This window comes from Anoxybacillus gonensis (genome assembly GCF_001187595.1).
Taxonomy (GTDB): domain Bacteria; phylum Bacillota; class Bacilli; order Bacillales; family Anoxybacillaceae; genus Anoxybacillus; species Anoxybacillus gonensis.
On the sequence record NZ_CP012152.1, the window covers coordinates 2236616 to 2262094 of the forward strand.

General features: G+C 40.7%; 26 protein-coding genes. 4 read left to right on the plus strand and 22 right to left on the minus strand.

What is annotated here, in order from left to right; translation table 11 throughout:
* Positions 1 to 4 precede the first annotated feature (4 nt).
* Together AFK25_RS11670 and AFK25_RS11675 are read right to left on the minus strand one after the other, a co-directional pair.
* A complete protein-coding gene (locus AFK25_RS11670; RefSeq protein WP_009361526.1) occupies positions 5 to 1315 on the minus strand; it encodes a CBS domain-containing protein in 1311 nt (436 codons plus the stop codon).
* A 73-nt stretch (positions 1316 to 1388) separates the two neighbouring features.
* Entirely contained in the window at positions 1389 to 2066 is a 678-nt protein-coding gene (locus AFK25_RS11675; RefSeq protein WP_009361527.1) for a metal-dependent hydrolase, read from the minus strand.
* 105 nt (positions 2067 to 2171) lie between these two features.
* On the opposite strand from AFK25_RS11675, the gene AFK25_RS11680 reads away from it, so the two are divergent.
* A complete protein-coding gene (locus AFK25_RS11680) occupies positions 2172 to 3266 on the plus strand; it encodes a M24 family metallopeptidase (RefSeq protein ID WP_009361528.1) in 1095 nt (364 codons plus the stop codon).
* 17 nt (positions 3267 to 3283) lie between these two features.
* Here the strand turns inward: AFK25_RS11680 and AFK25_RS11685 are convergent, their stop codons facing one another.
* Together AFK25_RS11685 and AFK25_RS15315 are read right to left on the minus strand one after the other, a co-directional pair.
* Positions 3284 to 4045 carry an SDR family oxidoreductase gene (locus AFK25_RS11685; RefSeq protein ID WP_009361529.1) on the minus strand — a complete coding sequence of 254 codons (762 nt, stop codon included), beginning with the start codon at positions 4043 to 4045 and terminating at the stop codon, positions 3284 to 3286.
* 99 nt (positions 4046 to 4144) lie between these two features.
* Positions 4145 to 4273: a hypothetical protein gene (locus tag AFK25_RS15315; protein ID WP_009361530.1), complete on the minus strand. Its 129-nt coding sequence runs from the start codon at positions 4271 to 4273 to the stop codon at positions 4145 to 4147.
* A gap of 105 nt (positions 4274 to 4378) precedes the next feature.
* Between AFK25_RS15315 and AFK25_RS11690 the strand changes: the two genes are divergently transcribed.
* The gene (locus tag AFK25_RS11690; protein WP_009361531.1) at positions 4379 to 4831 is read left to right on the plus strand and encodes a universal stress protein; all 453 of its coding nucleotides are present in this window, start codon (positions 4379 to 4381) and stop codon (positions 4829 to 4831) included.
* A gap of 12 nt (positions 4832 to 4843) precedes the next feature.
* Here AFK25_RS11690 and argH read toward each other — a convergent pair whose 3' ends face one another.
* Both argH and AFK25_RS11700 read right to left on the minus strand, forming a co-directional pair.
* A complete protein-coding gene (gene argH, locus AFK25_RS11695) occupies positions 4844 to 6220 on the minus strand; it encodes an argininosuccinate lyase (protein ID WP_035065337.1) in 1377 nt (458 codons plus the stop codon).
* Positions 6217 to 7425 carry an argininosuccinate synthase gene (locus tag AFK25_RS11700; RefSeq protein ID WP_035065335.1) on the minus strand — a complete coding sequence of 403 codons (1209 nt, stop codon included), beginning with the start codon at positions 7423 to 7425 and terminating at the stop codon, positions 6217 to 6219. Before AFK25_RS11700 ends, argH begins: the two co-directional genes overlap by 4 nt.
* Before the next feature lie 146 nt (positions 7426 to 7571).
* Here AFK25_RS11700 and AFK25_RS11705 point away from each other — a divergent pair, with 146 nt between their 5' ends.
* On the plus strand, positions 7572 to 7886 hold the full coding sequence (locus AFK25_RS11705; RefSeq protein ID WP_009361534.1) for a hypothetical protein: 315 nt from the start codon (positions 7572 to 7574) through the stop codon (positions 7884 to 7886).
* Positions 7887 to 7914: 28 nt separating this feature from the next.
* Here AFK25_RS11705 and AFK25_RS11710 read toward each other — a convergent pair whose 3' ends face one another.
* From AFK25_RS11710 to AFK25_RS11730, 5 genes are all read right to left on the minus strand, one after another.
* Positions 7915 to 9108: an acetate kinase gene (locus AFK25_RS11710; protein WP_009361535.1), complete on the minus strand. Its 1194-nt coding sequence runs from the start codon at positions 9106 to 9108 to the stop codon at positions 7915 to 7917.
* Positions 9109 to 9265: 157 nt separating this feature from the next.
* Entirely contained in the window at positions 9266 to 10240 is a 975-nt protein-coding gene (locus tag AFK25_RS11715; protein WP_009361536.1) for a class I SAM-dependent methyltransferase, read from the minus strand.
* A gap of 85 nt (positions 10241 to 10325) precedes the next feature.
* Entirely contained in the window at positions 10326 to 10832 is a 507-nt protein-coding gene (gene tpx, locus AFK25_RS11720) for a thiol peroxidase (RefSeq protein ID WP_009361537.1), read from the minus strand.
* Positions 10833 to 10909: 77 nt separating this feature from the next.
* On the minus strand, positions 10910 to 11338 hold the full coding sequence (ytfJ, locus tag AFK25_RS11725) for a GerW family sporulation protein (RefSeq protein WP_035065333.1): 429 nt from the start codon (positions 11336 to 11338) through the stop codon (positions 10910 to 10912).
* A complete protein-coding gene (locus tag AFK25_RS11730) occupies positions 11319 to 11969 on the minus strand; it encodes a DUF2953 domain-containing protein (RefSeq protein WP_009361539.1) in 651 nt (216 codons plus the stop codon). The genes ytfJ and AFK25_RS11730 overlap by 20 nt, the downstream gene beginning before the upstream one ends.
* 125 nt (positions 11970 to 12094) lie before the next feature.
* On the opposite strand from AFK25_RS11730, the gene AFK25_RS11735 reads away from it, so the two are divergent.
* Positions 12095 to 12898, plus strand: coding sequence for an NAD kinase (locus AFK25_RS11735; protein ID WP_009361540.1), 804 nt, complete (start codon positions 12095 to 12097; stop codon positions 12896 to 12898).
* 21 nt (positions 12899 to 12919) lie between these two features.
* On the opposite strand, the gene AFK25_RS11740 is transcribed toward AFK25_RS11735, so the two are convergent.
* The 11 genes from AFK25_RS11740 to AFK25_RS11790 all read right to left on the minus strand — a co-directional run bounded on the left by AFK25_RS11740 (position 12920) and on the right by AFK25_RS11790 (position 25329).
* Positions 12920 to 14050, minus strand: a complete 1131-nt coding sequence (locus AFK25_RS11740) for a phenylacetate--CoA ligase family protein (RefSeq protein ID WP_035065331.1) — start codon at positions 14048 to 14050, stop codon at positions 12920 to 12922.
* Positions 14050 to 14838 (minus strand): ABC transporter ATP-binding protein, encoded by a 789-nt coding sequence (locus AFK25_RS11745; RefSeq protein ID WP_009361542.1) that lies wholly within the window; start codon positions 14836 to 14838, stop codon positions 14050 to 14052. The genes AFK25_RS11740 and AFK25_RS11745 overlap by 1 nt, the downstream gene beginning before the upstream one ends.
* A gap of 61 nt (positions 14839 to 14899) precedes the next feature.
* On the minus strand, positions 14900 to 16099 hold the full coding sequence (locus AFK25_RS11750; protein ID WP_035065328.1) for an ABC transporter substrate-binding protein: 1200 nt from the start codon (positions 16097 to 16099) through the stop codon (positions 14900 to 14902).
* A gap of 57 nt (positions 16100 to 16156) precedes the next feature.
* Positions 16157 to 17227 (minus strand): branched-chain amino acid ABC transporter permease, encoded by a 1071-nt coding sequence (locus AFK25_RS11755; RefSeq protein ID WP_205626193.1) that lies wholly within the window; start codon positions 17225 to 17227, stop codon positions 16157 to 16159.
* Between the two features lie 3 nt (positions 17228 to 17230).
* Entirely contained in the window at positions 17231 to 18115 is an 885-nt protein-coding gene (locus tag AFK25_RS11760; protein ID WP_035065326.1) for a branched-chain amino acid ABC transporter permease, read from the minus strand.
* Positions 18116 to 20026 (minus strand): AMP-binding protein, encoded by a 1911-nt coding sequence (locus AFK25_RS11765; RefSeq protein ID WP_009361546.1) that lies wholly within the window; start codon positions 20024 to 20026, stop codon positions 18116 to 18118. It lies immediately after the preceding gene.
* A gap of 12 nt (positions 20027 to 20038) precedes the next feature.
* Positions 20039 to 20809: an ABC transporter ATP-binding protein gene (locus AFK25_RS11770; RefSeq protein WP_035065323.1), complete on the minus strand. Its 771-nt coding sequence runs from the start codon at positions 20807 to 20809 to the stop codon at positions 20039 to 20041.
* A 225-nt stretch (positions 20810 to 21034) separates the two neighbouring features.
* Complete coding sequence (mbcS, locus tag AFK25_RS11775) at positions 21035 to 22609, minus strand: acyl-CoA synthetase MbcS (RefSeq protein WP_035065321.1); 1575 nt, start codon at positions 22607 to 22609, stop codon at positions 21035 to 21037.
* Positions 22610 to 22737: 128 nt separating this feature from the next.
* Positions 22738 to 22932 carry an alpha/beta-type small acid-soluble spore protein gene (locus AFK25_RS11780; RefSeq protein WP_009361549.1) on the minus strand — a complete coding sequence of 65 codons (195 nt, stop codon included), beginning with the start codon at positions 22930 to 22932 and terminating at the stop codon, positions 22738 to 22740.
* 55 nt (positions 22933 to 22987) lie between these two features.
* A complete protein-coding gene (gene thiI / locus AFK25_RS11785; protein ID WP_035065318.1) occupies positions 22988 to 24181 on the minus strand; it encodes a tRNA uracil 4-sulfurtransferase ThiI in 1194 nt (397 codons plus the stop codon).
* The gene (locus AFK25_RS11790; protein WP_019416664.1) at positions 24178 to 25329 is read right to left on the minus strand and encodes a cysteine desulfurase family protein; all 1152 of its coding nucleotides are present in this window, start codon (positions 25327 to 25329) and stop codon (positions 24178 to 24180) included. The genes thiI and AFK25_RS11790 overlap by 4 nt, the downstream gene beginning before the upstream one ends.
* Positions 25330 to 25479: the final 150 nt, after the last annotated feature.

Genomic DNA, 25479 nt, shown 5'->3' on the forward strand with positions numbered 1-25479 from the left:
AGCCTTATTGTCGTTCAAGCAACTGACACATCATTAACGCCTTTCCGACAAGCGTCCCTTCATTAAACACTTCGACGTCAACCTTCCCAAACTTACGACCTATTTCTAATAGCTTCGGTTTAATGTCGATGACGCTATCAATTTGGACAGGTTTAATAAAATAAATGGTGATGTTTTCTACGACGAGGTCACCTCGTTTATGTAAGCGAAGCGCACGAGTCGCTGCTTCAGTTACAATTGTTGTAAATACCCCATATGATAACGTCCCTAAATGGTTCGTCATTTGTGGAGTAATGTTGCAGCGGAAAACGCCGTCAACCGTTTCAGTTAAAAACTGAGTTGTGACAATATCATCGATCGTCTCACCAATTTGCGGTTGACGTTGCACCATTTGTAATGCCTTTAATACGTCTTGACGGCTAATAATTCCTTGCAGTCGATTATATTCGTCGACGACCGGCAACACTTCAATTCCTTCCCACACCATCATATGCGAAGCAGAAGCGACTGACGTTTTTCCGCTTACCGTGATCGGATGTTTCGTCATCACTTTCTCGATGAGCACGTCACGTTCATAGCCCATCACATCTTTTGCAGTCACAATCCCTTGCACTTTTAATTGTTGATCGATGACCGGAAAACGACTATGCTTCGTTTCACGATTGAGCTCATACCACCGTTCGACTTGATCTGTCACATACAAATATGCTGTTTTTTCAAATGGCGTCAAAATATCTTCAACGAGAACAATCTCTTTTTTAATCAACTGGTCATAAATGGCACGGTTAATCATTGTCGCAACCGTGAACGTATCATAACTTGTCGAAATAATCGGCAACTGGCGCTCATCCGCTAGTTTTTTTACATGTTCTTCTGTATCAAAACCACCTGTGATGAGAACGCCCGCTCCTGCTTCAAGCGCTAATTCGTGCGCTTTTGTTCGGTTTCCGACAATCAACAAATTTCCTGCCCCTGTATATCGCATCATCGCTTCAAGCTTCATCGCACCGATCACGAATTTATTTAACGTTTTATGTAATCCTTCTTTTCCTCCGAGCACTTGCCCATCAACGATATTGACAACTTCGGCATACGTCAACTTTTCAATATTTTCTTTCTTTTTTTGTTCAATCCGAATCGTTCCGACTCGCTCAATCGTGCTTACATACCCTTTTGTTTCAGCATCTTTAATAGCCCGATAAGCTGTCCCTTCGCTTACTCCCATTTCTTTAGCAATTTGGCGAACAGAGATTTTTTCTCCGACCGGTAAGCTTTCAATATATTGTAAAATTTGTTCGTGCTTCGTAATCGTCAAGTTGCCCCACCCTTTTTCGACAGTTTCTTACTCTTATTATAAGGGTGTGCATGATCGCATTCAATGAACGTTTTCACAGTTCAATGCTCTCACCAACATGTAAGACGCGACCGACTCCCTCAATCATCGCTACAAATTGTTGTGGATCTTGTTGAATGACAGGGAATGTATTGTAATGAATAGGAACAACTATTTTCGCTTTCAACCATTTCGCTGCAACAGCTGCATCTTCTGGTCCCATTGTAAAATTGTCTCCGATTGGTAAAAATGCCACATCAATGTCATTCATTTCTCCAATGACCTTCATATCGGAAAACAAAGCTGTATCTCCGGCATGATAAATCGTTTTTCCTTCGGCATGAAACAAAATGCCACTTGGCATACCTGTGTACACGATCGTTTCGTCTTCTTCAACGTAGCTAGAACCGTGAAACGCTTGCGTCAATTTAACCTTCCCAAAGTCAAACGTAAACGATCCACCGATATGCATCGGATGAACACGAACACCTTTCCAGCTTAAATAAGTTGCTAATTCATACGGAGCAATGACAAGGGCGTCGTTCCGTTTTGCTAATGCAACGGTATCACCGACATGATCATTATGACCATGCGTTAATAAAATCACATCCACGTGAACGTCTTCTGCTTTTAAATCTGTCATTGGGTTACCCGTAATAAATGGGTCAATGAAAATCGTTTTTCCGTTCGTCTCCATTTTAACGACAGAATGGCCGTGATAAGTCAGCTTCATCTTTCTTTCTCCTTTCTTCGTTTTTGACATCATTTTGTTTCTTCATCTTTGTCCTATTTCCTTCTTTTTTTATCCATGATAAGCTGAAAAAGAAAGGATGTGAATATGATGGAGCGAATAAGCAAACTCCAACAAAAACTGAAAGATGCAAACGGATCATGGGCATTTATTACATCAACGGCAAATGTTTTTTATTTTAGCGGCTTTTATAGCAATCCACATGAACGACTACTAGCCGTTGTGATCTTCCCGAATGACGAACCGTTTCTCATCTGTCCAGAAATGGATGCCAATCAAGCTAGACAAGCCGGTTGGGCATATACGATCGTCAGCTATGATGATGTGCATCATCCTTGGCATATGTTGCGCGATGAGCTAAATAGACGAAACGTACAAACGGAACGAATTGGTATTGAAACATCTCATATGACGGTAAGCCGTCTCGAGCAACTGCAATCATGCTTTTCACATGCATCGTTTTTCGATTTAACCGATACGCTTCATGAACTACGAATGACAAAAGATGAAAAAGAGTTGCAAACGCTTCGACAAGCAGCAGAATTAGCTGATTTCGGTGTCGATGTCGGTGTCCGTGCCTTAAAAGAAGGAAAAACGGAATTGGACATCATCGCTACCATTGAGTACGAATTAAAAAAACGAGGGGTGCGCGCCATGGCGTTTGATACGATGGTACTTACCGGAACAAATAGCGCACATCCTCATGGTGTTCCAGGAATGAATCGCATCCAACCGGGTGATTTTGTTTTGTTCGATCTCGGTGTCGTACTGGACGGATACTGTTCTGATATTACGCGTACCGTCGTATTTGGAAAGCCTACTGAACAACAAAAGCGAATATACGACGTCGTCTTCCAAGCGCAACAAGAAGCTATTCATGCATGTCAAATTGGTGCATCCATCGGAAGCATTGACAAGGCAGCTCGTTCACGAATTGAACAAGAAGGATACGGAGCGTATTTTCCGCACCGAATCGGACATGGGCTCGGTATTGATGTTCATGAATATCCGTCGATGAACGCAACAAATACCATGCCACTTCAAGCGGGAATGGTATTTACGATTGAGCCTGGTATTTACGTTCCTTCCGTCGGTGGCGTACGTATTGAAGATGACATTTATATGACCGACAAAGGACCGCTTCTTTTAACGACATATCCAAAAGAACTACAAATCATATAGGCTGTCATGTTGGCAGCCTATTTTCGATAACGATGAATAACATCAAGCCCTCCTGTCACTTCAATGACTGTTCCAGTAATCATATCGGAAAGATCATCACATAAAAACTCGACAACGCGCGCAATATCTTCCCCTGTCCCTGACCGGCCAATTGGCGTCATGTCGTCTTTCATCTGACGAGCATATGCAATCGTTGCTTCTTTCATTTCCCCAATAATATTTCCCGGACAAACCATATTCGCTGTAATGCCGTATTCTGCTTCTTCAAGTGCAATCGTTTTTGTTAATGAGACAAGCCCCACTTTTGCTGCGCTAAACGCTGATCGATACATCCATCCTGGCGCATGATCCGCCCCTTGAAAACCGTACGTCACAATGCGTCCGAAACGTTGATTCCGCATAATTGGTACAACTCGCTTAAATAAATGAAACATCGCACTTAAATTTCCTTCAATCATTTCATACCATTCATCATCCGTATAATCAGCTAATTTTTTTCGTTCAAATATGTAAGGGCCTGCATTATGAATTAAATAATCGATGCGACCGAATGTAGCAAACGCTTCATCTACGAGACGAACTAAATCTTCTTTATTCGTCACATCCCCTTGCACAAAATGAAGCCGATCATGACAGTGACGATACGCTTCTTTCAACGCTTCAACAGCTTGTATGTCGCTTCGGTAATGAACAGTGACAGCATAGCCTTTGTCTAAAAAGCGTTCCGTTACTTTTTTGCCAAGTCCTTTCGTTCCTGCTGTTACAATGGCATGTCTCACAATGATCCCTCCATCTAAGTTTTGCTACGTTTATCGTACTACAAATAGACGGAGGAAAACACATGTTATGCTCGATGACAAAGAGAAACAAAAGAGGCATCATCGCCTCTTTTGTTCATCTTCCTGTTCAATAACCCCGCTAATGTATGCATCTGTAATTTGTTCCGTTACTTCTGCGACTCCATTTTCATCGTAATACAATTGTTCTTTTTGTTCCTTTTCACGCATCGTTTTACCCCTTTCGTCATAAATTTTTCGACAATACGTAGTGTTTGTTTTACAAAAAATGATATACTTGAATTGGAAGGAAAATTTTTTATTGGGGGAGTGTTTATGTACAAGTACAAAAAAATTTTAGTAGCAGTCGACGGCTCAAAAGAAGCAGAATGGGCGTTTAAAAAAGCAATTGAAATTGCTAAACGGAACGATGCTTCACTCGTTCTTTCGCACATTATCGACGTTCGTTCATTCGCGACGATCGAAGCATACGATCGAACAGTGGCAGAACGAGCGGAAAAATTCGCAAAAGAATTGTTGCAATCATACGAAAAGCAAGCAGTCGATGCGGGCGTGAAAGAAGTCGTCACAGATATTGAGTACGGTTCCCCAAAAGTAAAAATTTCGAAAGAAGTCGCTCCGAAATATGAAGTAGATTTAATTGTTTGTGGCGCCACAGGAATGAGCGCTGTGGAACGATTTTTCATCGGAAGCGTTTCCGAACATATTACAAGATATGCGAAATGCGACGTACTCGTCGTACGCACACCTGAACAAACAGAGGCATAAAAGCGTTTGCTTTTATGCCTCTATCATTTGTTTTGCTTTCTCAATCGCTTTTTTCACTTCCGTAAACCCTGTTCCTCCTGCGCTCGTGCGACGGTTGACAGCTGTATACGGATTCAGCGCTTCATAAATGTCTTCCTCAAATAGAGGGGAAGCTTGTTGATACACATCAAGCGGTAAATCAGCTAAAAAAACACCTCGTTCAATACATGTCAGCACAAGTTTTCCAACGATTTCATGCGCCTCGCGAAACGGTACACCTTTTTTCGCTAAATAATCAGCTAGTTCCGTTGCATTTGAAAAATCTTGTTTCGTTGCTTTTTCCATCACATCTGTGCGGACTGTCATCGTTTCAATCATCCCAGCAAAAATTTTTAAGCTGCCGATCACCGTTTGAACGGTATCAAACATTCCTTCTTTATCTTCTTGCATATCTTTATTGTAAGCAAGCGGTAGCCCTTTCATAACGGTCAATAAAGCCATTAAGTTTCCATACACTCGCCCCGTTTTCCCGCGAATGAGCTCAGCCATATCTGGATTTTTCTTTTGTGGCATAATGCTGCTTCCCGTCGCAAACGTATCATCCATTTCGATAAACTGAAACTCCTGGCTCGACCAAAGAATGAGCTCTTCACAAAAACGAGATAAATGCATCATTAAAATAGAGCTATTGCTTAAAAATTCAATAATAAAATCGCGATCACTTACCGCATCTAAACTATTTTCATATATGCTATCAAAACCGAGAAGTTGTGCTGTTAAATGGCGATCGATCGGAAACGTTGTCCCTGCGAGCGCTCCAGCACCGAGGGGTGATTTGTTAATTCGTTTGAGCGATTCGGTAAAACGTTCGCGATCCCTTTCAAACATCCATACGTACGCCATGAGATGATGGGCAAACGAAATCGGCTGCGCCCGTTGCAAGTGCGTATAACCAGGGACAAGCGTTTCAATATGTTGTTCCGCCTTTTGAACAAGCACGCGCTGCAGCTGACGAATAAGTTCAACGATCTCAATCACTCGTTTTCGCAAATATAAATGCATATCTGTCGCCACTTGATCGTTGCGGCTTCTCCCTGTATGAAGCTTACCACCGACAGCACCAACTTCATCTATTAACATTTTTTCAATGTTTAAATGAATATCTTCATAAGCAACAGAAAAAGAAAGTTCCCCTTTTTTCGCTTTTTCTAATAACTTCATTAATCCGTTTTTGATCGTTGCGACGTCTTCTTTCGGTAAAATGCCACATTCGCCAAGCATCGTCACATGCGCGATACTTCCTTCGATATCTTCTTCAACGAGCTGTTGATCAAAATGGATCGACGCCCCAAAGTCATCGACCCATTGTGCTGCTGTTTTTGTAAATCGTCCCCCCCATAACTTTTTCACACGTTCACCTTCTTTTCTCCATTGACGATGCTATATACTTTTGTAGGCAAGCCAAATAGAGAAATAAATCCAACAGCTGCTTGATGATCGAATTCGTCTTCTGCTGTATATGTCGCTAACTTTTCATCATATAACGAAAACGGAGATTTTCGCCCTTCTACAATTGCATGACCTTTAAACAGTTTCACACGTACAACGCCTGTAACATTTTTTTGCGTTTCTTTTAAAAATGCAACAAGCGCGTCTTTTAGTGGTGAAAACCAAAGACCGTTATAAATGACTTCCGCAATTTTTTGCTCGATAATCGGCTTGAAATGAGCTACTTCTTTTACAAGCGTTAAGTCTTCTAACTCTTTATGCGCTTTAATTAGCGTCATCGCTCCAGGACATTCGTACACTTCACGCGATTTAATGCCAACGAGTCGATTTTCAACATGATCGATGCGGCCGACACCGTGTTTTCCTGCTAGTGCATTTAATTGTAAAATGAGCTCTGCAAGCGAATATGCTTTTCCGTTAATTGTTTTCGGTACCCCTTGTTCAAAACCGATTTCAATGACATCTGGTTCATTCGGTGTATGTTCAAGTGCAGTTGTTAACTCATACGCTTCTTCTGGCGGTGCTGCCCACGGATCTTCCAAAATGCCACATTCGTTACTTCTTCCCCATAAGTTTTGATCAATGGAAAACGGGCTATCTAAATCGATTGGAATCGGAATGTGATGTTGCTTTGCATATTCGATTTCTTCTTCGCGCGACCATTTCCACTCCCGAACAGGTGCAATTACTTTTAAGTTCGGATTTAATGCTTGAATGGATACCTCAAAACGCACTTGGTCATTCCCTTTTCCTGTGCAGCCGTGCGCAACAGCAACCGCTCCTTCTAATTCAGCAATTTCAACGAGTTTTTTTGAAATTAACGGACGGGACAACGCAGAGATGAGCGGATATTTTCCTTCATATAGCGCATGGGCTTGTAAAGCAATTAACGCATATTCATTCGCGAATTCTTCTTTCGCATCAATCATATATGATTTTACAGCGCCAACTTTCAACGCTTTTTCTTTCACAAACTCTAAATCTTTTCCTTCTCCGACATCTAAACAACAAGCTACAACATCATATCCTTGTTCTTGTAGCCATTTAATCGCTACCGATGTATCTAAACCCCCAGAATAAGCGAGCACTACTTTTGGTTTTGCCATGATCGTTCCTCCCTAAAGAATAAAAATACTTGTTATTTAATATTTATTCATTTTGCATATTAATAATGTAACAGCTATTTTTCTTTTTTTCAATAACTATTTTGATTAAAATAAAAATTAATAAGTGAAAAGGATGGGAGAACGAAATGAGTGCACATTTTGTATATGATGAACGTCTTGGCATTCGCTTGCCGCATTTAGAAAAAGCTTGGGATATGTACACGAAAGAAGAACAAGCAGAAATTTTATTAGAGTGGGAGACGATTCGTGGGAAAATTCCTGATCGAATTATTGAATTAGAACAGCAAATTAATGAAAAGCAAAGACAACTCGGAGAAGAAAGCGATTTTAACCGCTCATGCATGCTCAACTTTGAAATTGCAGCTCTCGCTTCAATTATTAACGATTTATGGATTTGGTATCGAATGAATCAAACAGTAACAAATCGCATACATCAATAGGAAAAGGTGCCCGTATGGACACCTTTTCTTACGCTAAGTTCGCTAATCTCATGACGTCGCGAGCAATCATCACTTCTTCATTCGTTGGAATGACTAATACTTTTACAGGCGAGTGCGGATAGCTAATAAACGCTTCTTTGCCGCGCACTTTATTTAATGCCGGATCCCAGTATACGCCCATAAATTCAAGACCACGCAATACTTTCGCACGAACGACATCACTATTTTCTCCAATACCTGCTGTGAAAATAATTGCATCGACACCACACATACGCGCTGCGTATGAACCAATATATTTATGAATACGCCCTGCAAACACTTCAAGCGCTAATTCAGCACGTTGATCGCCTTTTGCTGCCGCTTCTTCAATATCGCGCAAATCGCTTGAAAAACCAGTTAAGCCAAGCATACCGCTCTTTTTATTTAAAATATCAATTACTTCTTCTGCTGTTTTTCCTGTTTTTTGCATAATGTATGGGATTAACGCTGGGTCAATATTACCAGAGCGTGTCCCCATCGCTACACCTGCAAGCGGCGTAAAGCCCATGGACGTATCAATTGACTTTCCACCTTCTACCGCTGCGATACTTGCTCCATTTCCTAAATGACAAGAAATTAAGCGAAGTTGCTCGATTGGACGTCCTAATAGCTCAGCAGCCCGTTGTGTCACATATTTATGTGATGTGCCGTGGAACCCGTATTTACGAATGCCAAACTTTTCATAATACTCGTATGGCAAGCTATATAAAAACGACTGCTCTGGCATCGTCTGATGAAACGCTGTATCGAATACAGCCACAGCTGGTACGTTCGGTAACACTTCGCGAAACGCTTTAATGCCAACAACGTTTGCTGGGTTGTGCAATGGGGCTAAATCTGATAAATCTTCAATTTCTTTTAACGTTTCATCTGTAATTAAAACAGAGTCGCTAAACTTTTCACCCCCATGCACAACGCGATGGCCAATTCCTTCAATTTCATCAAACGATTGAATAATGCCAAGCTCAATTAATTTATCAAGCAACATTTTCACAGCAACCGCATGATCTGGAATGGATGTTACTTCTTTTATTTTTTCTCCATTGACTGTAATATTAAAAATCGCATCTTCAAAACCGATTCGCTCAACCACACCTTTTGTTAATACTTCTTCACTCGGCATGTTGAACAATTGAAACTTTAACGAAGAACTTCCCGCATTGATCGCAATGACTTTTGGCATTTGACTAAACAGCTCCTTTAACATCGTTCACAATTATTGTATGCAAATATGCGAATTTCATCGGTACGTTTCTCATTTTACGGGTCGTTCATCGCTCTTTTCAAGTACGCAAACGTTACGAAAACGTTTTCTTCACATATTTGTTATATTCAGAAGGTTATGAACGATTTTCTTTCAGCCATTGTTCGAGTTTTACGACCATCGCTTGCATCGCCTCTTTATTTGAAAAGCTAGGAAGTTGTGCAAGCAATGCTTGTTTTGGCGCTTTCGCATGCGCACCTTTCTTTTGTAAAATAAAAATACTTTTCGCTGCTGCTTCATTTTTAAACATCGAAAGCGGAAGCTGCAACAAGCCTTGAATAAACGTTTCCTCTTTAATTAACGCATGCAATTTTTTTGATTCATCTGATGTAAAAAGCGTATTTGGGACGAGGAAAAACAAATATCCGCCTTCTTTCGTATAACGAATGCTTTGTTCAATAAATAAATAATGGGCATACGAATGGCCAGTTTCGGCATGTAAACGAAACGATTTGGCATGTTCATCGTCTGGATAATATCCGATCGGCAAATCGCATACGACTACATCGACCGGTTCAATAAACAACGGCTTTAAGCTATCTTGATGGAAAAATTGAATTTCATGTTGTTGTAAGTTTGCATTGACATAAGCAAGTTTCAATAGTAAATCGTCTGCATCTGCTCCGTAGCTTTTTACTTTTTTATTTGTGAGTTGATTCAACACAGCCGTCATTAAATTTCCTGTTCCAACAGCAGGATCGAGAATGGATAGCGAAAAATATGTTTTTGTAAATTCATCAATTAAATAACCGATAAATACCGATACAGCATCTGGTGTCATTTGATGATGAGGTTGTACATATTGTTTCATTCCTTTTAACATCGCCAATTGCAATGCTTTACGAATGTGTTCATTTTTCCAATCATGCAAACGGACGGAAGCGTACGCCTTTTTTAGCCGTTTTTTTAACAACTCGTTTACTTCTTCTTGCAAAACATCTCCATGAAATAAGTTTTCACCTGTTTCTGCGACAGCTTCTAAATACGAACATTTTAACTCCTCTTGCAACCATGTCGCCGTTTCATCGATGACTGTAAATAGCTTTTCCAATGTGTTTCACTCCTTTCGGTCCGACATTTTATTTTAAAAAATATAAACGAAAAAGGCTATCCCTTTTTGAGATAGCCTCAAACAATTATTGTTGAGCCGCTTGTTTTGCTGCTTCAATGGCTGCTTCGTAGTTTGGATGATTTGTTGCTTCTGATACGTACTCGACATATGTGACGCGATCGTTACGATCAACGACAAATACTGCACGAGCGAGTAAGCGTAACTCTTGAATGAGCACACCGTACGCTTGGCCAAACGATACATCGCGATGGTCAGATAATGTAACAACGTTTTCTAATCCGTTTGCCGCGCACCAACGTTTTTGAGCAAATGGCAAATCAACGCTAATCGTTAACACCTTTACTCCTTCAATGTTTCCTGCTTCTTCATTAAAGCGACGTGTTTGTGCATCACAAACTCCTGTATCAATCGATGGCACAACGCTAATTAAACGAACAAATCCTTTTGTATCATCTAATGTCACCGGTGATAAGTCGTTGGCAAGCACAGTAAAATTCGGAGCTGCATCACCGACTTTCACTTCATGACCGACTAATGTGACAGGATTTCCTTTAAATGTAACCTTCGCCATAGTAAGCCTCCTCTTTATATAAGATACAGGCTCATCATAACGTAATTAGATGAAAAATTCAATTATTTCGATTGAGACTAAATATCAAAATCTGTTGCTTCGTTATGTTGTTGCTTCGGTTTTTCTTTTTTCTCAAACATTTGTTGAATTTTTTCGATCGCTTGTGGGGCGAGATCTAAAATTTTCTCGTATAAATGCGTGCTTTCATCTACATGTAATAGCTTTACGCCTGAACTGTTCACAATTAAAAAAGCAATCGGTGTAATTGATACACCCCCGCCACTTCCTCCACCGAATGGATGAACTTCTTTTTGTTGTTCATTGCCATGATTCAACATAAACTCGCTACCACCTGCTGCAAAGCCGAAACCGACTTTCGATACAGTTAAGATGACGCTTCCATCAGGTGTCTCGACAGGATCACCGATAATCGTATTGACATCAATCATTTGTTTTAAATTTTCCATCGCTGTCGTCATTAATCCTTCAATCGGATGTCCATTCATTTTCATTCCTCCTAGAAACTTTTGCACCTTTTTTCCAATGTTTTACGACCTTCAGTCCTGCTAATATAGCATAACCGATTCGAAATCGAACCATACATGTAAACGATGTACGCGATAATGCGCCTTGAAAAAAAGGAACGATAGAAATGGAAGGAGTGCTACAAACATTCATATATTTGCTCATTATTGCCACCATGTAATATTTAACCGACCAACCGATCCCGACGAGCAGCGCTGTTTTCGCCGCATCTCCGACGCCGATTTGCGTATGCCATTGAAACTGTAAAACCGAAACTTTTTGTAAAAATTTTTTTATAATCGTATGTAAATGAACGATGTCATTTAACCACCGTTTGATTTGTGCGATACGTTGGCGCGCATCAGTAACAGTAAATGTCGTTTTTTCATCTTTCCCTGTACTTGTTTTTTGCTCTGTCACTAAGCCGGCTTCCCTTTTTGATATTTCAATGAGCGGAACAGTAAAACGATAACGAAGAAAACGAAGAAGGCGAATATCTATTGTTAATTGATCATTATCTTGTGCATGTTGAAATTGAATCGTCATGCGCACATATAAAAAAGGAATGATTGCTAAGAAGGCAATAAAGATGATGGCAATAACGAAAATCATCGGTTTTTCACTTCCTTCCCGATGACATTTTCGACAAAAATAAGAAAAATTAAACGAATAAATTCGCTATGAATGGAAAATAAATGATAAAATAAACGTGAGGACATTTTAACGGAGGGAAAACGATGACTGAACGCCGTAATCGCATGTACTTCTTTCATAAACACGATGAAGAAACGACGAAGCAAGTTCAACCGCTCATTGAACTCGCCAAACAGTATGAATTTCAAGTTGTAGATGAGGCAAAACATGCCAACATTATTGTAAGCGTCGGTGGAGACGGTACGTTTTTGCAAGCGGTGAGAAAAACCGGATTTCGTGAAGATTGCTTATATGCTGGTATTTCAACATTAGGCTCATTAAGTATGTATTGTGATTTTCATATTCATGATACAGAAAAAATGATTGAAGCGATGACAACGGAACAAATCGAGGTGCGTAAATATCCAACGATTTATGTTACAGTCAATGATTCTACGTCATTTTATTGTTTAAATGAATGCACGATTCGTTCAAGTATTATTAAAACGTTTGTCATGGACGTATTTATCGACAATTTGCATTTTGAAACGTTCCGAGGCGATGGAATGATCATTGCCACACCTACAGGAAGTACAGCTTACAATAAATCAGTTAATGGGGCAGTCGTGGACCCGATGCTTCCATGCTTTCAAGTAAGCGAACTAGCATCACTAAACAATAATCGTTATCGCACGCTCGGTTCATCATTTATTTTAAGCGGAAATCGCAAGTTAACATTAAAAGTGGTACAAGACGGAAACGACTATCCAATTATCGGTATGGATAATGAAGCACTAAGCATTCAACATGTTGAAAAAATAGATATTGCATTAAGTGGAAAAGTGATTAAAACAGTCAAACTGAAAGATAATTCTTTCTGGGAAAAAGTAAAACGGACATTTTTGTAAAAAGAGGCATTACGCCTCTTTTTACCATTTTCTTCGATCGATGAGACACCGCTCTCCCCCATTTACACGATCAACAGAAACAAATGTCGGTGTGATACGAATAACGTTTTTTATTTTTTGTTTTGCTTCTTCATCAAGCTCTTTTTCGATGTAAATCGTCAATTGATCATGACCACCTTCATTTGTTACGACCGCTTGAAATAGCGGACATCCTACGTCAGCCATGACTTTCTTCAACTGTTGCTCATGTACAAACATTCCTTTCACTTTCACGCTTGTTCCGACACGTCCGAGCACACCGACGATCCGTTCACCTTTATACCCATCGACCCAACGTGACACATCCCCTGTACCAAATCGAACGAGAGGGTACGTCCGATCAAATATCGTAACGACAATTTCTCCCTCCTCATCAAGCGGTACTCCGCTAATCGGATCACACAGTTGGACGATAGCTCGCGAACTAATTTTCAAACCTGGTCCTTGACGGTCCTCAAATGCGATACAACCACAATCAGCTGTTCCATATCCTTCAAAAACATGAATACCTCGTTGTTCAAACTGGTCGCGCATGTTTTCTGTTAGCTTTTCTGCCGTGAAAAACGCCTTTTTCACCGTGACATGTATTCCTTTTTCATCCGCATACTGCAACAATAAATGTAAAAAACTTGGCGTACCAACATATCCAGTCACTTGCAAGTCATTCATAAGCTGCACTTGCAATTCACGATTGCCTGGTCCTGCCGGCACAACTGTTGCACCGATCCGTCGAAGAGCGCTATCAAACATAAAACCTGCTGGGGATAAATGATATGAAAACGTATTTTGTACAATATCATCGCTTGTAAATCCAGCGGCTTGAAGCGCTTCTGCAAATCCCCAATCATCCTCTTCCTTTCCTTGCGGATCGTAAATCGGTCCTGGAGACATAAAGATGCGTGCCAATTCATTCGATCGTGTTGTAATCATATTTCCAAATGGCAGCTGATGTTTTTGTAAAAGAGGTAATTGTTCTTTTTTCAATACCGGAATGCCATTCAGTTGCTCAATCGTTTCTAATTCATACGGACTCATATTTGCTGCATCTAATCGCTCACGCAATGCTAATGACTGTTCATACGCCTCGATCAAAAACGATTTCCATCGTTCCATTACAACCACCTCTTTCTCCGTTTATACGACTTGACTTCCCGATAATTTTTGCGCCCTTTTTCGCTCATCCCGAGGTAAAATTCTTTTACATCTTCATTTTCAAGTAATCTCTCCACAGGACCGTCCATGACGATGCGGCCATTTTCCATAATGTATCCGTAGTGCGCAATCGATAAAGCAATGTTCGCATTTTGTTCAACGACGAGAATTGTCGTTCCTTCTTCTTCATTAATTCGCTTAATAATTGAAAAAATTTCTTTCACAAGCAACGGAGCAATCCCTAACGATGGTTCATCAAGCAGTAAAATTTTTGGTTTTGCCATCATGCCGCGGCCAATTGCCAACATTTGCTGTTCTCCACCTGATAAATACCCTGCTTGGCGATGGCGCAACATATGAAGCTTCGGAAAGTAATGATATACTTTTTGTAAATCTGCTTTAATATTGTGGCGATCTTTTCGTGTATGAGCACCGACAATTAAATTTTCTTCTACCGTCAAATGTTCAAACACTCGTCTTCCTTCCATACATTGAAAAATTCCTTTCTTCACGATTTCTTCTGCATCTTTTCCTTCAATTCGTTCTCCATATAGCTCAATATAGCCATCTGTTACTTCGCCATCTTCACTTCTTAATAATCCCGAAATGGCTTTTAACGTCGTTGTTTTCCCTGCCCCATTGCTGCCGAGCAACGCGACAATTTTCCCTTCCGGAATAACCATCGACATACCTTTTAACACGAGAATGACTCGATTATACATCACTTCTACATTGTTTAACGTAAGCATTTGTCTCCCCCTTTCTGAAAGCGAAAGGGTGCTTCCTATTGAAAACACCCTTTCATTCACTTTAGTATCCGAAGTAGTCTGTAAACACCTTAAACTGTCCATTTTCTACTTTTGCTAAACGAATTTGATTCGTCCCCGCATGATTATCAGCCGTAAACGTAACTGGTGCAGCTAGGCCGCCTAAATCAAGATCTTTTAATTTTTCTAATCCTTGACGAATGCCTTCTCCCGTCGTTGGATCGTCCGCTTGCTTAATTCCTTCTACTAAAATTTTCGCTGTGACCCATCCTTGAATAAACTTTTGGTTTTTATCCTCTAATTTTTCACCTTTGCTTGCTAAATACTCTTTCACTTCAGCCATACCTGGTAAATCTTCATATGGAAACGCATGTGTCACAACGCCGATAAACCCTTCTGCCGCATCTCCAGCAATCGGGAGCAATCCTTCACCAGTTGTCCAGTTTAAGCCAATAAATTGCGTTTCAATGCCTAATTTTTTCGCATCTTTTAAAATCGTTGCTGTCGCACCCCATGTTTGTTGAATAATCGCATAATCCGGTGCCTTTTTCTTCATGTTCAATAGTTGAGATGTCGCATCAAGCGCTTTTAAGTCAACGATTTGTTCGTCTACAATCTCTACACCAATTTCTTTCGCAAAGTCTTTTGCATCTTGAATTGGCGATTTTCCAAATGCCGTGTCATTATAAATGAGCGCAACTTTTGGTGTTCCACCTGTATGATTTTCTTTAATCCAACGAAGTACGGAGCGCGCTTGATCAGAGTAAGACGCCGCTGTTAAAAAGTTGTATGGGCTTTCTTTTATATTTTTTAAATTTTCTGAATAAGAAGCTGAGAAAAATGGTAGTTTATCTGCTGCAACTTGTTGTCGCAACGCTTCCGTATCGGCTGTTCCCCATCCTAAAATGGCTGACACTTTATCGCTCGCTTTATATTTTTGATACAGCTTTTGCGCTTCAGGAATTTTATAAGCGTAATCTTGTCCGACAAGCTCAATTTTATAGCCGTTCACACCGCCTTTTGAATTAATGTATTCAATATACGCTTTTTCTCCTTCAGCATACGGTGTACCAACATCTCCCGTTGCACCTGTAATATCAAACAATGCACCAATTTTAATCGTTCCTTGTTCTTTTCCTCCTTCTTTTGCCGGTTCTGTCGTTGTTTTGTCACCTCCTGAACATCCGAATAACATGCTTGCTCCAAGGAGCAATGTAGCGAGTAGTGCACCTTTTTTCTTCATTCATTCATCCCCCTTATCTGTTTTTCATTTTATATAAAGCGGATATGCCGCTTTATACTACTTCGTATAAGAAAATGGCCAAAGGCGGAAATAGTTTTTTATATTTGACCAAATTTTATTTAATCCGTCTGGCTCATACACGAGAAATAAAATGATGACAACACCGAAGACGACTTCCTTCATTCCAACAAGCACTCCCTCTAGTCCAGGAAACGTGCCGCTCAATACATCTACAACGCTTCGTAATACAACAGGCATGAGCGTAATGAATACAGCCCCATACAATGAACCGAACACGCTTCCTAAACCGCCGACTAAAATCATGGCTAAATATTCAATTGAAACGGAAATGCTGTAAAGCTCAGGGCTGACAATCATCGTGTAATGACCGAGAAGCGCCCCGGCAATACCGACGAAAAACGAGCTAACGAAGAAAGCAAGCACTTTATATTTAAACAAATCAATGCCCATCACTTCTGCTGCAATATCGCGGTCGCGAATCGCAATGAACGCTCGCCCAACACGCGTGCGAAATAAGTTGAGTGAGAAGACGATTGTGATAAGTAAAACAACAAACATTAAATAGTAATAGCTCGTTTCGCTCATGAACGTAAACGAACCGATCTGTGGACGGTTCAATACGAGCCCAGCAGTTCCCCCTGTTAATGAATCCCATCTTGAAATGACAAACAAAATGATGACTTGCGCCGCCAATGTGGCAATGGCTAAATATAGCCCTTTTAAGCGCAAAGACGGGATCCCAAACAGAGCACCGACAAGCGCAGTAATTAACCCAGCAAGCGGAAAAGCAGCCCAAAAGCTAAGCCCTAACTTCGTTGTTAAAATCGCTGATGTATAACCTCCTACCCCTAAAAATGCGCCAACCCCGATCGAAATTTGACCAGTAAACCCTGTTAAAATATTTAATCCGATCGCTCCAATGGCTGCAATCCCACATAATGTCGCCAAACCGACTACATAGTCTGTCGCGACCATAGGAAAAAGAGCAAATAGCGCTACAATCATAAAAATACGCCAACGCACGCGAGCAATTTTCCAAATAGCCATATCTTGCCTATAATCAACATGAAATTCACCACATTGCATAACAAACGGATTTCGCACCATTTCTCACACCCTTTCGATTTCTTTCTTTCCAAATAGCCCATACGGTTTAACCATTAAAATGATAACTAAAATGACAAATGGGATCACTTCTTTTAAGCCGCCGCCGACAAGCGGGTCTAAATATCCTCCTGTCATACTTTCAATAATCCCGATTAAAATACCGCCAATGATCGCCCCTGGGATGCTGTCAAGTCCACCTAAAATAGCGACAGGTAACACTTTTAATCCGATTAGTGAAAGCGAAGAGTTGACCCCGTTAATATTTCCTAATAACACCCCACCAACAGCTGATACGATGGCTGCAATTACCCAAGCAATCGCAAAAATTGTTTTTACGCTAATCCCCATAGACAAAGCTGCTTGTTGATCGTCTGCTGTCGCTCGCATGGCAATTCCAAACCGCGAATATTTGAAAAACAACGTAAAAATCATGAGCCAAATCATAACAATGACAAACGACCATGCGTATACAGGTGCGATAATGACTTCTCCGAACTGCAACGGTTTTTCTGAAAAAACAGGCGGATATACGCGCGTTTCGTGTCCCCAAATAATATGAACGATTCCTGCAAGTACGCTCGATAATCCGATCGTTGCCATAATCATAGAAATCACTGGCTTTCCAATGAAAGGACGCAACACAACTTTTTCTACACTCCAACCAAGCAATGCACTAAACGCTAAAGCGAGCAACAAGGCAGCAATGAACGGAACGTTATAGCTAGCCACAAGCGTCAAACAAACATACGTCCCGATGAGCAAAAATTCGCCTTGAGCAAAGTTAATAGCATCGCTCGATTTGTAAATGAGGACAAACCCTAGCGCAACGAGCGCATATACGCTCCCGACAACGATACCAGTGACAAGCATTTGTAAGAAAAAAGCCATTTACGCTGCTCCCTCCCCTTCATCAATCGAGACGACTTTCAACGTCGTTTTAATGACTTGCTCTTTGCCATCACGATATTTAATGGTTCCTTCTACATCAATGTGGTCTGTTTCTGAGTACATCCCTTCAATAAGTGAGGCATATTTTTTGGCAATAAATTGACGACGCACTTTTTTCGTTCTCGTTAATTCTTCATCATCTGCATCAAGCTCTTTATAAAGCAAAACAAACTTTTTCACACGTGCCTTTTCTGGCAACGATTGATTAATTTCATTCACTTGTTCTTGAATGAGTTGAATCACTTCTTGTTTTGCGGACAAATCGGAATATGTCGTATACACAAGCTGATTTTTTTCTGCCCATCGCCCAACATTAGCCATATCGATATTAATGATCGCCACAACGTACGGACGATCGCGACCAATGGCAACCGCTTCTTGAATGTAAGGGCTAAATTTTAGTTTATTTTCAATAAATTGCGGCGAAAACATCTCACCTGTTTGTAAACGAATGACATCTTTTAAACGATCAATAACATACAAATGGCCTGATTCATCTACATATCCCGCATCACCTGTATGAAGCCAGCCGTCTTCGATCGTCTCTCTCGTTGCCTTTTCGTTTTTATAATAGCCACAACATACACTCGGGCTTTTTAACAAAATTTCGCCTTGCTCAGAAATTTTCACTTCTGTTTCTGGGATTGGTATACCAACGCTATCTACTTTAATGTCCCCATCGCGATGAACGATCGCAATTCCTGATACTTCTGTTTGACCGTATATACTTTTTACGTTCACCCCAATGCTATGGAAAAAGCGAAACACATCTGGGCCTAACGGAGCGCCACCTGTATACGCTCGCTTTAAGCGCAGCAATCCAAAATGGTCACGAATAGCGCTAAAGACGAAATAATCAGCTAGTTTATACAAGCACTTCGTCCAAAAGGAAACGTCGCTTTTCGTAAAATGCGCTTCTGCTACTTTTTCTCCAATCGGCTTGCACCATTCATACATTTTTCGTTTCAACCAACTTGCATCTTGAATGCGCACTTGAAATTTTGAAACGATGTCTTCATAAATGCGCGGTGGTGAAAACATAACGTGTGGTCCAATCTCTCGTAAATTTTCAAACACCGTTGAAGGTTCTTCTGGAAAGTTCACAACAATGTTGCAGTGGAATGCCATGGAAATGGTCATCATTTGTTCGCCTATCCAAGCGAGCGGTAAAAATGAAAGGTATTCGTCTTGTTCGTCAAGTGGATCGATTTTTGCGAGGTTTTTTGCCATTTCGAATAAGTTGCGATAAGAAAGTTCCGTCCCTTTCGGATTGCCCGTCGTTCCAGATGTATACGATAAAATGGCGATATCATCATAACATCCTTTTTGCACTTCATCATCAAAATATGTCGGGTGCGTTTGTTCAAATTGTCGACCGAGCGTTTGTACATCTTGAAAATACAATAATTTATCGTGCTTATAGTTTCGCATACCGCGTGAATCGTAGTAAATAATATGTTTCACTTTCGAAAGTTCTTGTTCCACTTCTAACACTTTATCAACTTGCTCTTGATCCTCGACGACAACAAACGTCGCATCGCAATTGTCAATAATATACGCTAATTCGTTTGGTAACGATTCTTGATAAATGCCAACGGAAATACCTCCTAAACTTTGAGCTGCGAGTTGGCTAAATACCCACTCTGGACGGTTATCGCCAATAATAGCCAGTTTATCGCCGCGTCGAAACCCGAGCGAAGCAATTCCTAATGCGAACGCTTTCACTTGTTCGTAATAATCGCTATATGTGTATTCGTTCCAAATGCCGTAATCTTTTTCGCGCAGAGCGACTTGTGTTGGTTTTTGTCGCGCACGAGCGGCTAATAGCTGTGGAAACGTCATTTGTTCCATAAAACTCCCCCTTTATCCCGCATGTTCTTCTCCTAAATATGCTTCTATGACGTGCGGATTTGTTTGTACTTCTTTTGGCGTTCCGTACGCGATCAATTTTCCGAAATCTAACACAGCAATATGATTGGATAAATCCATCACAACGCCCATATCATGTTCAATTAAAATAATTGTCGTCTTTTTTTCTTCGTGAATATCAATAATATAACGCGCCATGTCTTCTTTTTCTTCGTTGTTCATGCCAGCCATTGGTTCATCAAGCAATAGTAAATCAGGATCCATCGCTAATGCGCGACCGACTTCTACCCGTTTTTGTAGACCGTAAGAGAGCGTACCAACAGGCACATTGCGCACATGCTCGAGCTCTAAAAAATCGATCACTTCTTCGACTTTATAACGATGCTCTACTTCTTCTTTTTGCGCTTTCCCCCAGTACAATCCACCTGCAAGCACTCCTGTTTTCATCCGCACATGCCTACCGAGCATAAGATTGTCCAATACAGATAAATGCGGAAATAACTCGATATTTTGGAAAGCGCGTGCAATACCTAAGGCCGCTCGTTTATGCGGCTTCACATGTGTAATGCGCTCATCTTTGAAAAAGATGTCGCCCTCTGTCGGTTTATACAGCCCGCTAATACAGTTCAACATACTCGTTTTTCCTGCTCCGTTTGGGCCGATCAATGAGAAAATTTCCCCTTCTTTCACTTCAAAGGAAACAGAATCAAGTGCCAATACACCGCCGAAGCGAATGGACACGTTTTGCACTTTCAATATACCCACTTCATTCCCCCCTTTTTCTTTATTTCTCTCTCTTTCGATAACACTTTATGGACGTTTTTATATCTTTATGACTTTACACAACGAAAAAACAAAAATGTAAGCGTTATCAAAAGAGGTCATAAAAAACATTTCTTAATTTTAAGAAAATTCTAAAAAGAATAGTACACAATTTTTTTTGGTCCGTCAAGCTTTTTTTCCGCTCCGAATGAATCGGAGCGGAACATGTTATTTTTGCATAGCTTTCATTTCACGTTCGCGCAATTCAACACGACGAATTTTTCCAGAAGTCGTTTTTGGCAGATCGTCGACAAACTCAATTTTGCGCGGATATTTATATGGCGCTGTGAGCTGCTTTACATGCTCTTGAAGTTGCGGAATTAAATTCGGGTCATTTTTATCTACTCCTTCACGCAATACAATAAACGCTTTAACAACGTGTCCCCGAATTTCATCTGGACTAGCAACAACCGCACATTCTTTCACAAATGGATGTTTCACTAACGCATCTTCTACTTCAAACGGTCCAATCGTATAGCCGGAGCTAATAATAATATCATCGCCACGGCCTTCGAACCAGAAATACCCCTCTTCATCTTTTTTCGCTTTATCACCAGTAATATAATATTCCCCTCTGAACTGCATCGCTGTTCGTTCCGGATCTTTATAGTAACATTTAAACAAAGCTGGCGTTTCAACATGAACAGCAATATCGCCAACTTCTCCAACAGCACAAGGCTCCCCAAACTCATTAATAATTTCGACGCGATTTCCTGGCGTTGGTTTCCCCATCGATCCCGGTTTTATTTTCATTCCTTTCATAACCCCGACAAGCAATGTGTTTTCTGTTTGTCCATATCCATCGCGAACTTGAACACCGAAATAGCGCTCAAACGTATCGATCACTTCACGATTCAACGGTTCGCCAGCGGATACAGCGCTATGCAAATGCGGTAATTTATATTGGGAAATTGTCGGGACTTTAGCCATGAGACGATATTCTGTCGGTGTACAACAAAGGACGTTGATATGATATTTTTCTAACAGCTGCAAATATTTTTCTGGCTCAAACCGACCGTAGTACACAAACCCTGTCGCTCCAGAGCCAAGAGTCGATAGAAATGGACTCCACACCCACTTCTGCCATCCAGGGCTTGCTGTTGCCCAAACGAGGTCTCCTTCTTCAATACAAAGCCAATTTTTTGCGGCTGTTCGTAAATGGGCATATGCCCAAGCGTGCGTGTGCACTACACCTTTTGGATTTCCTGTCGTTCCCGATGTATACGATAAAAACGCCATATCTTCTCGCGACGTTTCTACAGCCATGAATGTATCGCTTTGCTTTGCCATTTCGTCATGCAAATCGAGCCAGCGCTCAGTCGAACCGCCAACAGAAAACGAAACAATATTTTCCATACCTTCAATCGAAGAAAATTGCTCAATATATGGAAAATACGCAACAACTCCTTTTACTTCCCCATGGGAGATGCGATATTGTAAATCTTTTGTGCGCAACATTTCAGAGCTTGGAATAACGACAAGTCCTGCTTTCAATGCCCCAATATATACTGCATATGCCTCCAACAAACGCGGGAGCATAACGAGTACTTTATCGCCTTTTTGTAACTGACGACTAACGAAAGCGTTTGCAATTTTATTCGCCTGTTTCATCAGTTCAACATATGTAACCTCTTTTGTTTCCCCCGTTTCACTTTCCCATTTTAACGCGATTCGGTTTGGATCATCTGCATACTTTTCAAATTCGCTCGTTAAATTATACTTTTCTGGTGCGATTAAATTCATTTCCCTCTCCCCCTTAACCAATATGATACAAGAAAATTATACAAAAAAATCGAATAGTTTTGTATAACTTTTCTAAAAATTTTTAAAAGATAAAAAACTCGGTAGAACGCGCTACCGAGTTTTGTTTATTATTTATTTTGGCTACTGAGTTGTTGTTCTGCCATTTTCACGAGACGTTTTGTAATCTCGCCGCCAACAGAACCGTTTGCTCGTGCAGTTGTATCTGGACCTAACTGCACACCAAATTCTTGAGCGATCTCGTATTTCATTTGATCAATCGCTTGTTGCACACCAGGGACGAGCAATCGATTTCGATTTGCCATTCGTTTTCACCCCCTCGCATCTATAGGTTGTGCAAAACGAATGAACTTCATACATTTAAAAGAGCTCGTCCAATGGTTGATCTGGTTTCAACGTAATCGTTTCGACACGAGCGACCGTCTCCGCAATCATTTCTTCTAAAGGTAAAAACTGTTCATATTGAATAATTTTCTCTTTTTTCGGTTTCGTTTTCGGTGCTTTTGGAGTAAAAATTGTACAACAATCTTCATATGGACGAATGGAAATATGATGTGTCCCAATTCGTTCAGCAATTGCAATAATCTCCGTTTTGTCCATTGAAATAAGTGGCCGAAGAATTGGCGTCGTTGTTACATCGTTGACGACGACCATACTTTCCAATGTTTGGCTAGCCACTTGTCCTAAACTTTCTCCCGTCACGATCGCTAATCCATTTTCTTTTTTACGAATTTCATCTGTAATGCGCAACATCGCACGACGAGTTGAAATAAGGGAGTAGTTTTCTGGCACTTGTTTATAAATTGCTTGTTGCAACTCCGTAAACGGCACAATATGAAGGCGAATCGTTCCGCCAAATTCCGTCAAACGTTGAGCTAAGTCAATGACTTTTTGCTTTGCTCGTTCACTTGTAAACGGCGGGCTAAAAAAGTGAACCGCTTCAATTTGCAAGCCGCGCTTCATTGCTAAATATCCCGCTACCGGACTATCAATTCCACCAGAAAGCATGAGCATCGCTTTTCCACTCGTTCCAACAGGCAAACCACCTGCTCCAGGTACGTCGTACGCTGTAATATACGTACCTTCTTTTCGAACTTCCACTCGAACATCAATGTCAGGATGATGGACATCGACTGTTAAACCTGTTGTATTTTTTAACACATAACTACCGAGTTCATAGTTTAATTCATTTGTTGTGACCGGGAATTGTTTATCCGCTCTTCTTGCGGATATTTTAAACGTTTTCCCTTCATATGGAAATTGTTTTACGAAATAAAGCGTAGCCTCTTTTATTTTTTCTAAATCGCTCTCCGTTTTTAACGCTAAACTTAACGATTGAATCCCGAACACTTCTTGCAATTTTTCAATAACAGGTTGCGGTGGTGTATGATGTAAACGAACGTACATCCGATCGCGTAATGCTTCAATTTGAAGATTTGGAAAATGTTTTAATTTTTTTGCTATATTTCGTTTTAAACATCGTACAAATTGCAAACGGTTTTTTCCCTTTGTCGACATTTCACCGTAACGAATTACAATATGATCGTATGTCATTTCGTTCCCCTCGCTACTATTTTTAATCGTTCGTATGCTCGTTCAATTGCTTCAACGATTATGGAGATGTGCTCCATTTGTTGTTCGTATGATAAGCTTATGCGAATGGAACGCTCCGCTCGCATTTTTTCAACTCCCATAGCTAACAATGTTTTGCTTGGCGCTTTTTTCCGAGATGAACAAGCTGATGTTGTTGATACATATACATGTTGTTTTTCTAATTCATGCACAAATGCCTCTGATTTGACTCCTTCTAAAGAAAAATGGATAATATGCGGAGCCGATTGTTCCAACGGGGTATGAACAACAATGCCTTCAATCGCTTGTAAACGTTCGATAAGCGCTCGCTTCATTTCTTCAAGGCGTGCAGAGGCTTCGTGATACTTTTCAACAGACATTCGCAACGCTTTCGCCATCGCTACAATGGCAGCGACATTTTCTGTTCCAGAACGCAACTGCATTTCCTGAGCCCCGCCAGATAAAAGCGGAGAAAGGCGTACACCTTCGCGCACATACAATACGCCTGCTCCTTTTAAACCGTGAAATTTATGAGCGGATATCGTATATAAATCCACATTTGCGCGCTTTAAATGAAGCGGCACCTTCGCCGCACCTTGCACTCCATCCACGTGAAAAAGCACTTTTGGATATTTTTTTAATAACATCCCGATTTGTTCAATTGGCTGGATGGAACCTACTTCATTATTGACATGCATCACAGAAACGAGAATCGTATCGTCACGCAACGCTTGTTCAATATGTGTTGGAGAAACGATGCCACGTTCATCGACGGGCACATATGTCACTTGAAAGCCAAGTTGTTCAAGTTGTTTACATGCTTCGGTAACGGACGGATGTTCAATCGCTGTTGTAATAATATGACGCCCGCGCTGCTGGTGCTGCCAAGCAACCCCTTTAATTGCTAAATTGTTTCCTTCCGTCCCACCTGATGTAAAAATCACTTCGGTCGGTTTCACCTCAAGCAGACGTGCGATTTGTTCTCTTGCTTGTGTAAGCAATCGCTCTGCCTGCATACCTAATCCATGTAGCGACGACGGATTGCCGAAATAATCGTTCGCTACTTTCATAAAAGATTGCAACACTTCTGGAAACGGTTTTGTTGTGGCGCTATTATCTAAATACATCATCGCCCTTGCCTCCATATACGTTCATATACAAACAGCCTTCTTATATTATCACATCTTTATTCAAAAAAGAAATGATCAAAGAATATTTTAAAGATTGAAACTTTTGATAAAAACGACAAAATTTTTATTTTGTATGGTAGTATATAGGCT

What these genes read in the sequence shown, in the direction of transcription:
- AFK25_RS11730 (WP_009361539.1), bottom strand. Translation starts at nt 11,969, where the DNA reads ATGATTTTCGTTATTGCCATCATCTTTATTGCCTTCTTAGCAATCATT.
- AFK25_RS11710 (WP_009361535.1), bottom strand. Translation starts at nt 9,108, where the DNA reads ATGCCAAAAGTCATTGCGATCAATGCGGGAAGTTCTTCGTTAAAGTTT.
- AFK25_RS11790 (WP_019416664.1), bottom strand. Translation starts at nt 25,329, where the DNA reads ATGATGTATTTAGATAATAGCGCCACAACAAAACCGTTTCCAGAAGTG.
- AFK25_RS11780 (WP_009361549.1), bottom strand. Translation starts at nt 22,932, where the DNA reads ATGGCAAATCGAAATCGATTGCTCGTCCCTGGTGTGCAACAAGCGATT.
- AFK25_RS11705 (WP_009361534.1), top strand. Translation starts at nt 7,572, where the DNA reads ATGAGTGCACATTTTGTATATGATGAACGTCTTGGCATTCGCTTGCCG.
- AFK25_RS11700 (WP_035065335.1), bottom strand. Translation starts at nt 7,425, where the DNA reads ATGGCAAAACCAAAAGTAGTGCTCGCTTATTCTGGGGGTTTAGATACA.
- AFK25_RS11735 (WP_009361540.1), top strand. Translation starts at nt 12,095, where the DNA reads ATGACTGAACGCCGTAATCGCATGTACTTCTTTCATAAACACGATGAA.
- tpx (WP_009361537.1), bottom strand. Translation starts at nt 10,832, where the DNA reads ATGGCGAAGGTTACATTTAAAGGAAATCCTGTCACATTAGTCGGTCAT.
- AFK25_RS11745 (WP_009361542.1), bottom strand. Translation starts at nt 14,838, where the DNA reads ATGCTTACGTTAAACAATGTAGAAGTGATGTATAATCGAGTCATTCTC.
- AFK25_RS11750 (WP_035065328.1), bottom strand. Translation starts at nt 16,099, where the DNA reads ATGAAGAAAAAAGGTGCACTACTCGCTACATTGCTCCTTGGAGCAAGC.
- AFK25_RS11760 (WP_035065326.1), bottom strand. Translation starts at nt 18,115, where the DNA reads ATGGCTTTTTTCTTACAAATGCTTGTCACTGGTATCGTTGTCGGGAGC.
- AFK25_RS11680 (WP_009361528.1), top strand. Translation starts at nt 2,172, where the DNA reads ATGATGGAGCGAATAAGCAAACTCCAACAAAAACTGAAAGATGCAAAC.
- ytfJ (WP_035065333.1), bottom strand. Translation starts at nt 11,338, where the DNA reads ATGAATGGACATCCGATTGAAGGATTAATGACGACAGCGATGGAAAAT.
- AFK25_RS11675 (WP_009361527.1), bottom strand. Translation starts at nt 2,066, where the DNA reads ATGAAGCTGACTTATCACGGCCATTCTGTCGTTAAAATGGAGACGAAC.
- AFK25_RS11765 (WP_009361546.1), bottom strand. Translation starts at nt 20,026, where the DNA reads ATGGAACAAATGACGTTTCCACAGCTATTAGCCGCTCGTGCGCGACAA.
- mbcS (WP_035065321.1), bottom strand. Translation starts at nt 22,609, where the DNA reads ATGAATTTAATCGCACCAGAAAAGTATAATTTAACGAGCGAATTTGAA.
- AFK25_RS11740 (WP_035065331.1), bottom strand. Translation starts at nt 14,050, where the DNA reads ATGGAACGATGGAAATCGTTTTTGATCGAGGCGTATGAACAGTCATTA.
- thiI (WP_035065318.1), bottom strand. Translation starts at nt 24,181, where the DNA reads ATGACATACGATCATATTGTAATTCGTTACGGTGAAATGTCGACAAAG.
- AFK25_RS11755 (WP_205626193.1), bottom strand. Translation starts at nt 17,227, where the DNA reads ATGGTGCGAAATCCGTTTGTTATGCAATGTGGTGAATTTCATGTTGAT.
- AFK25_RS15315 (WP_009361530.1), bottom strand. Translation starts at nt 4,273, where the DNA reads ATGCGTGAAAAGGAACAAAAAGAACAATTGTATTACGATGAAAATGGA.
- AFK25_RS11690 (WP_009361531.1), top strand. Translation starts at nt 4,379, where the DNA reads ATGTACAAGTACAAAAAAATTTTAGTAGCAGTCGACGGCTCAAAAGAA.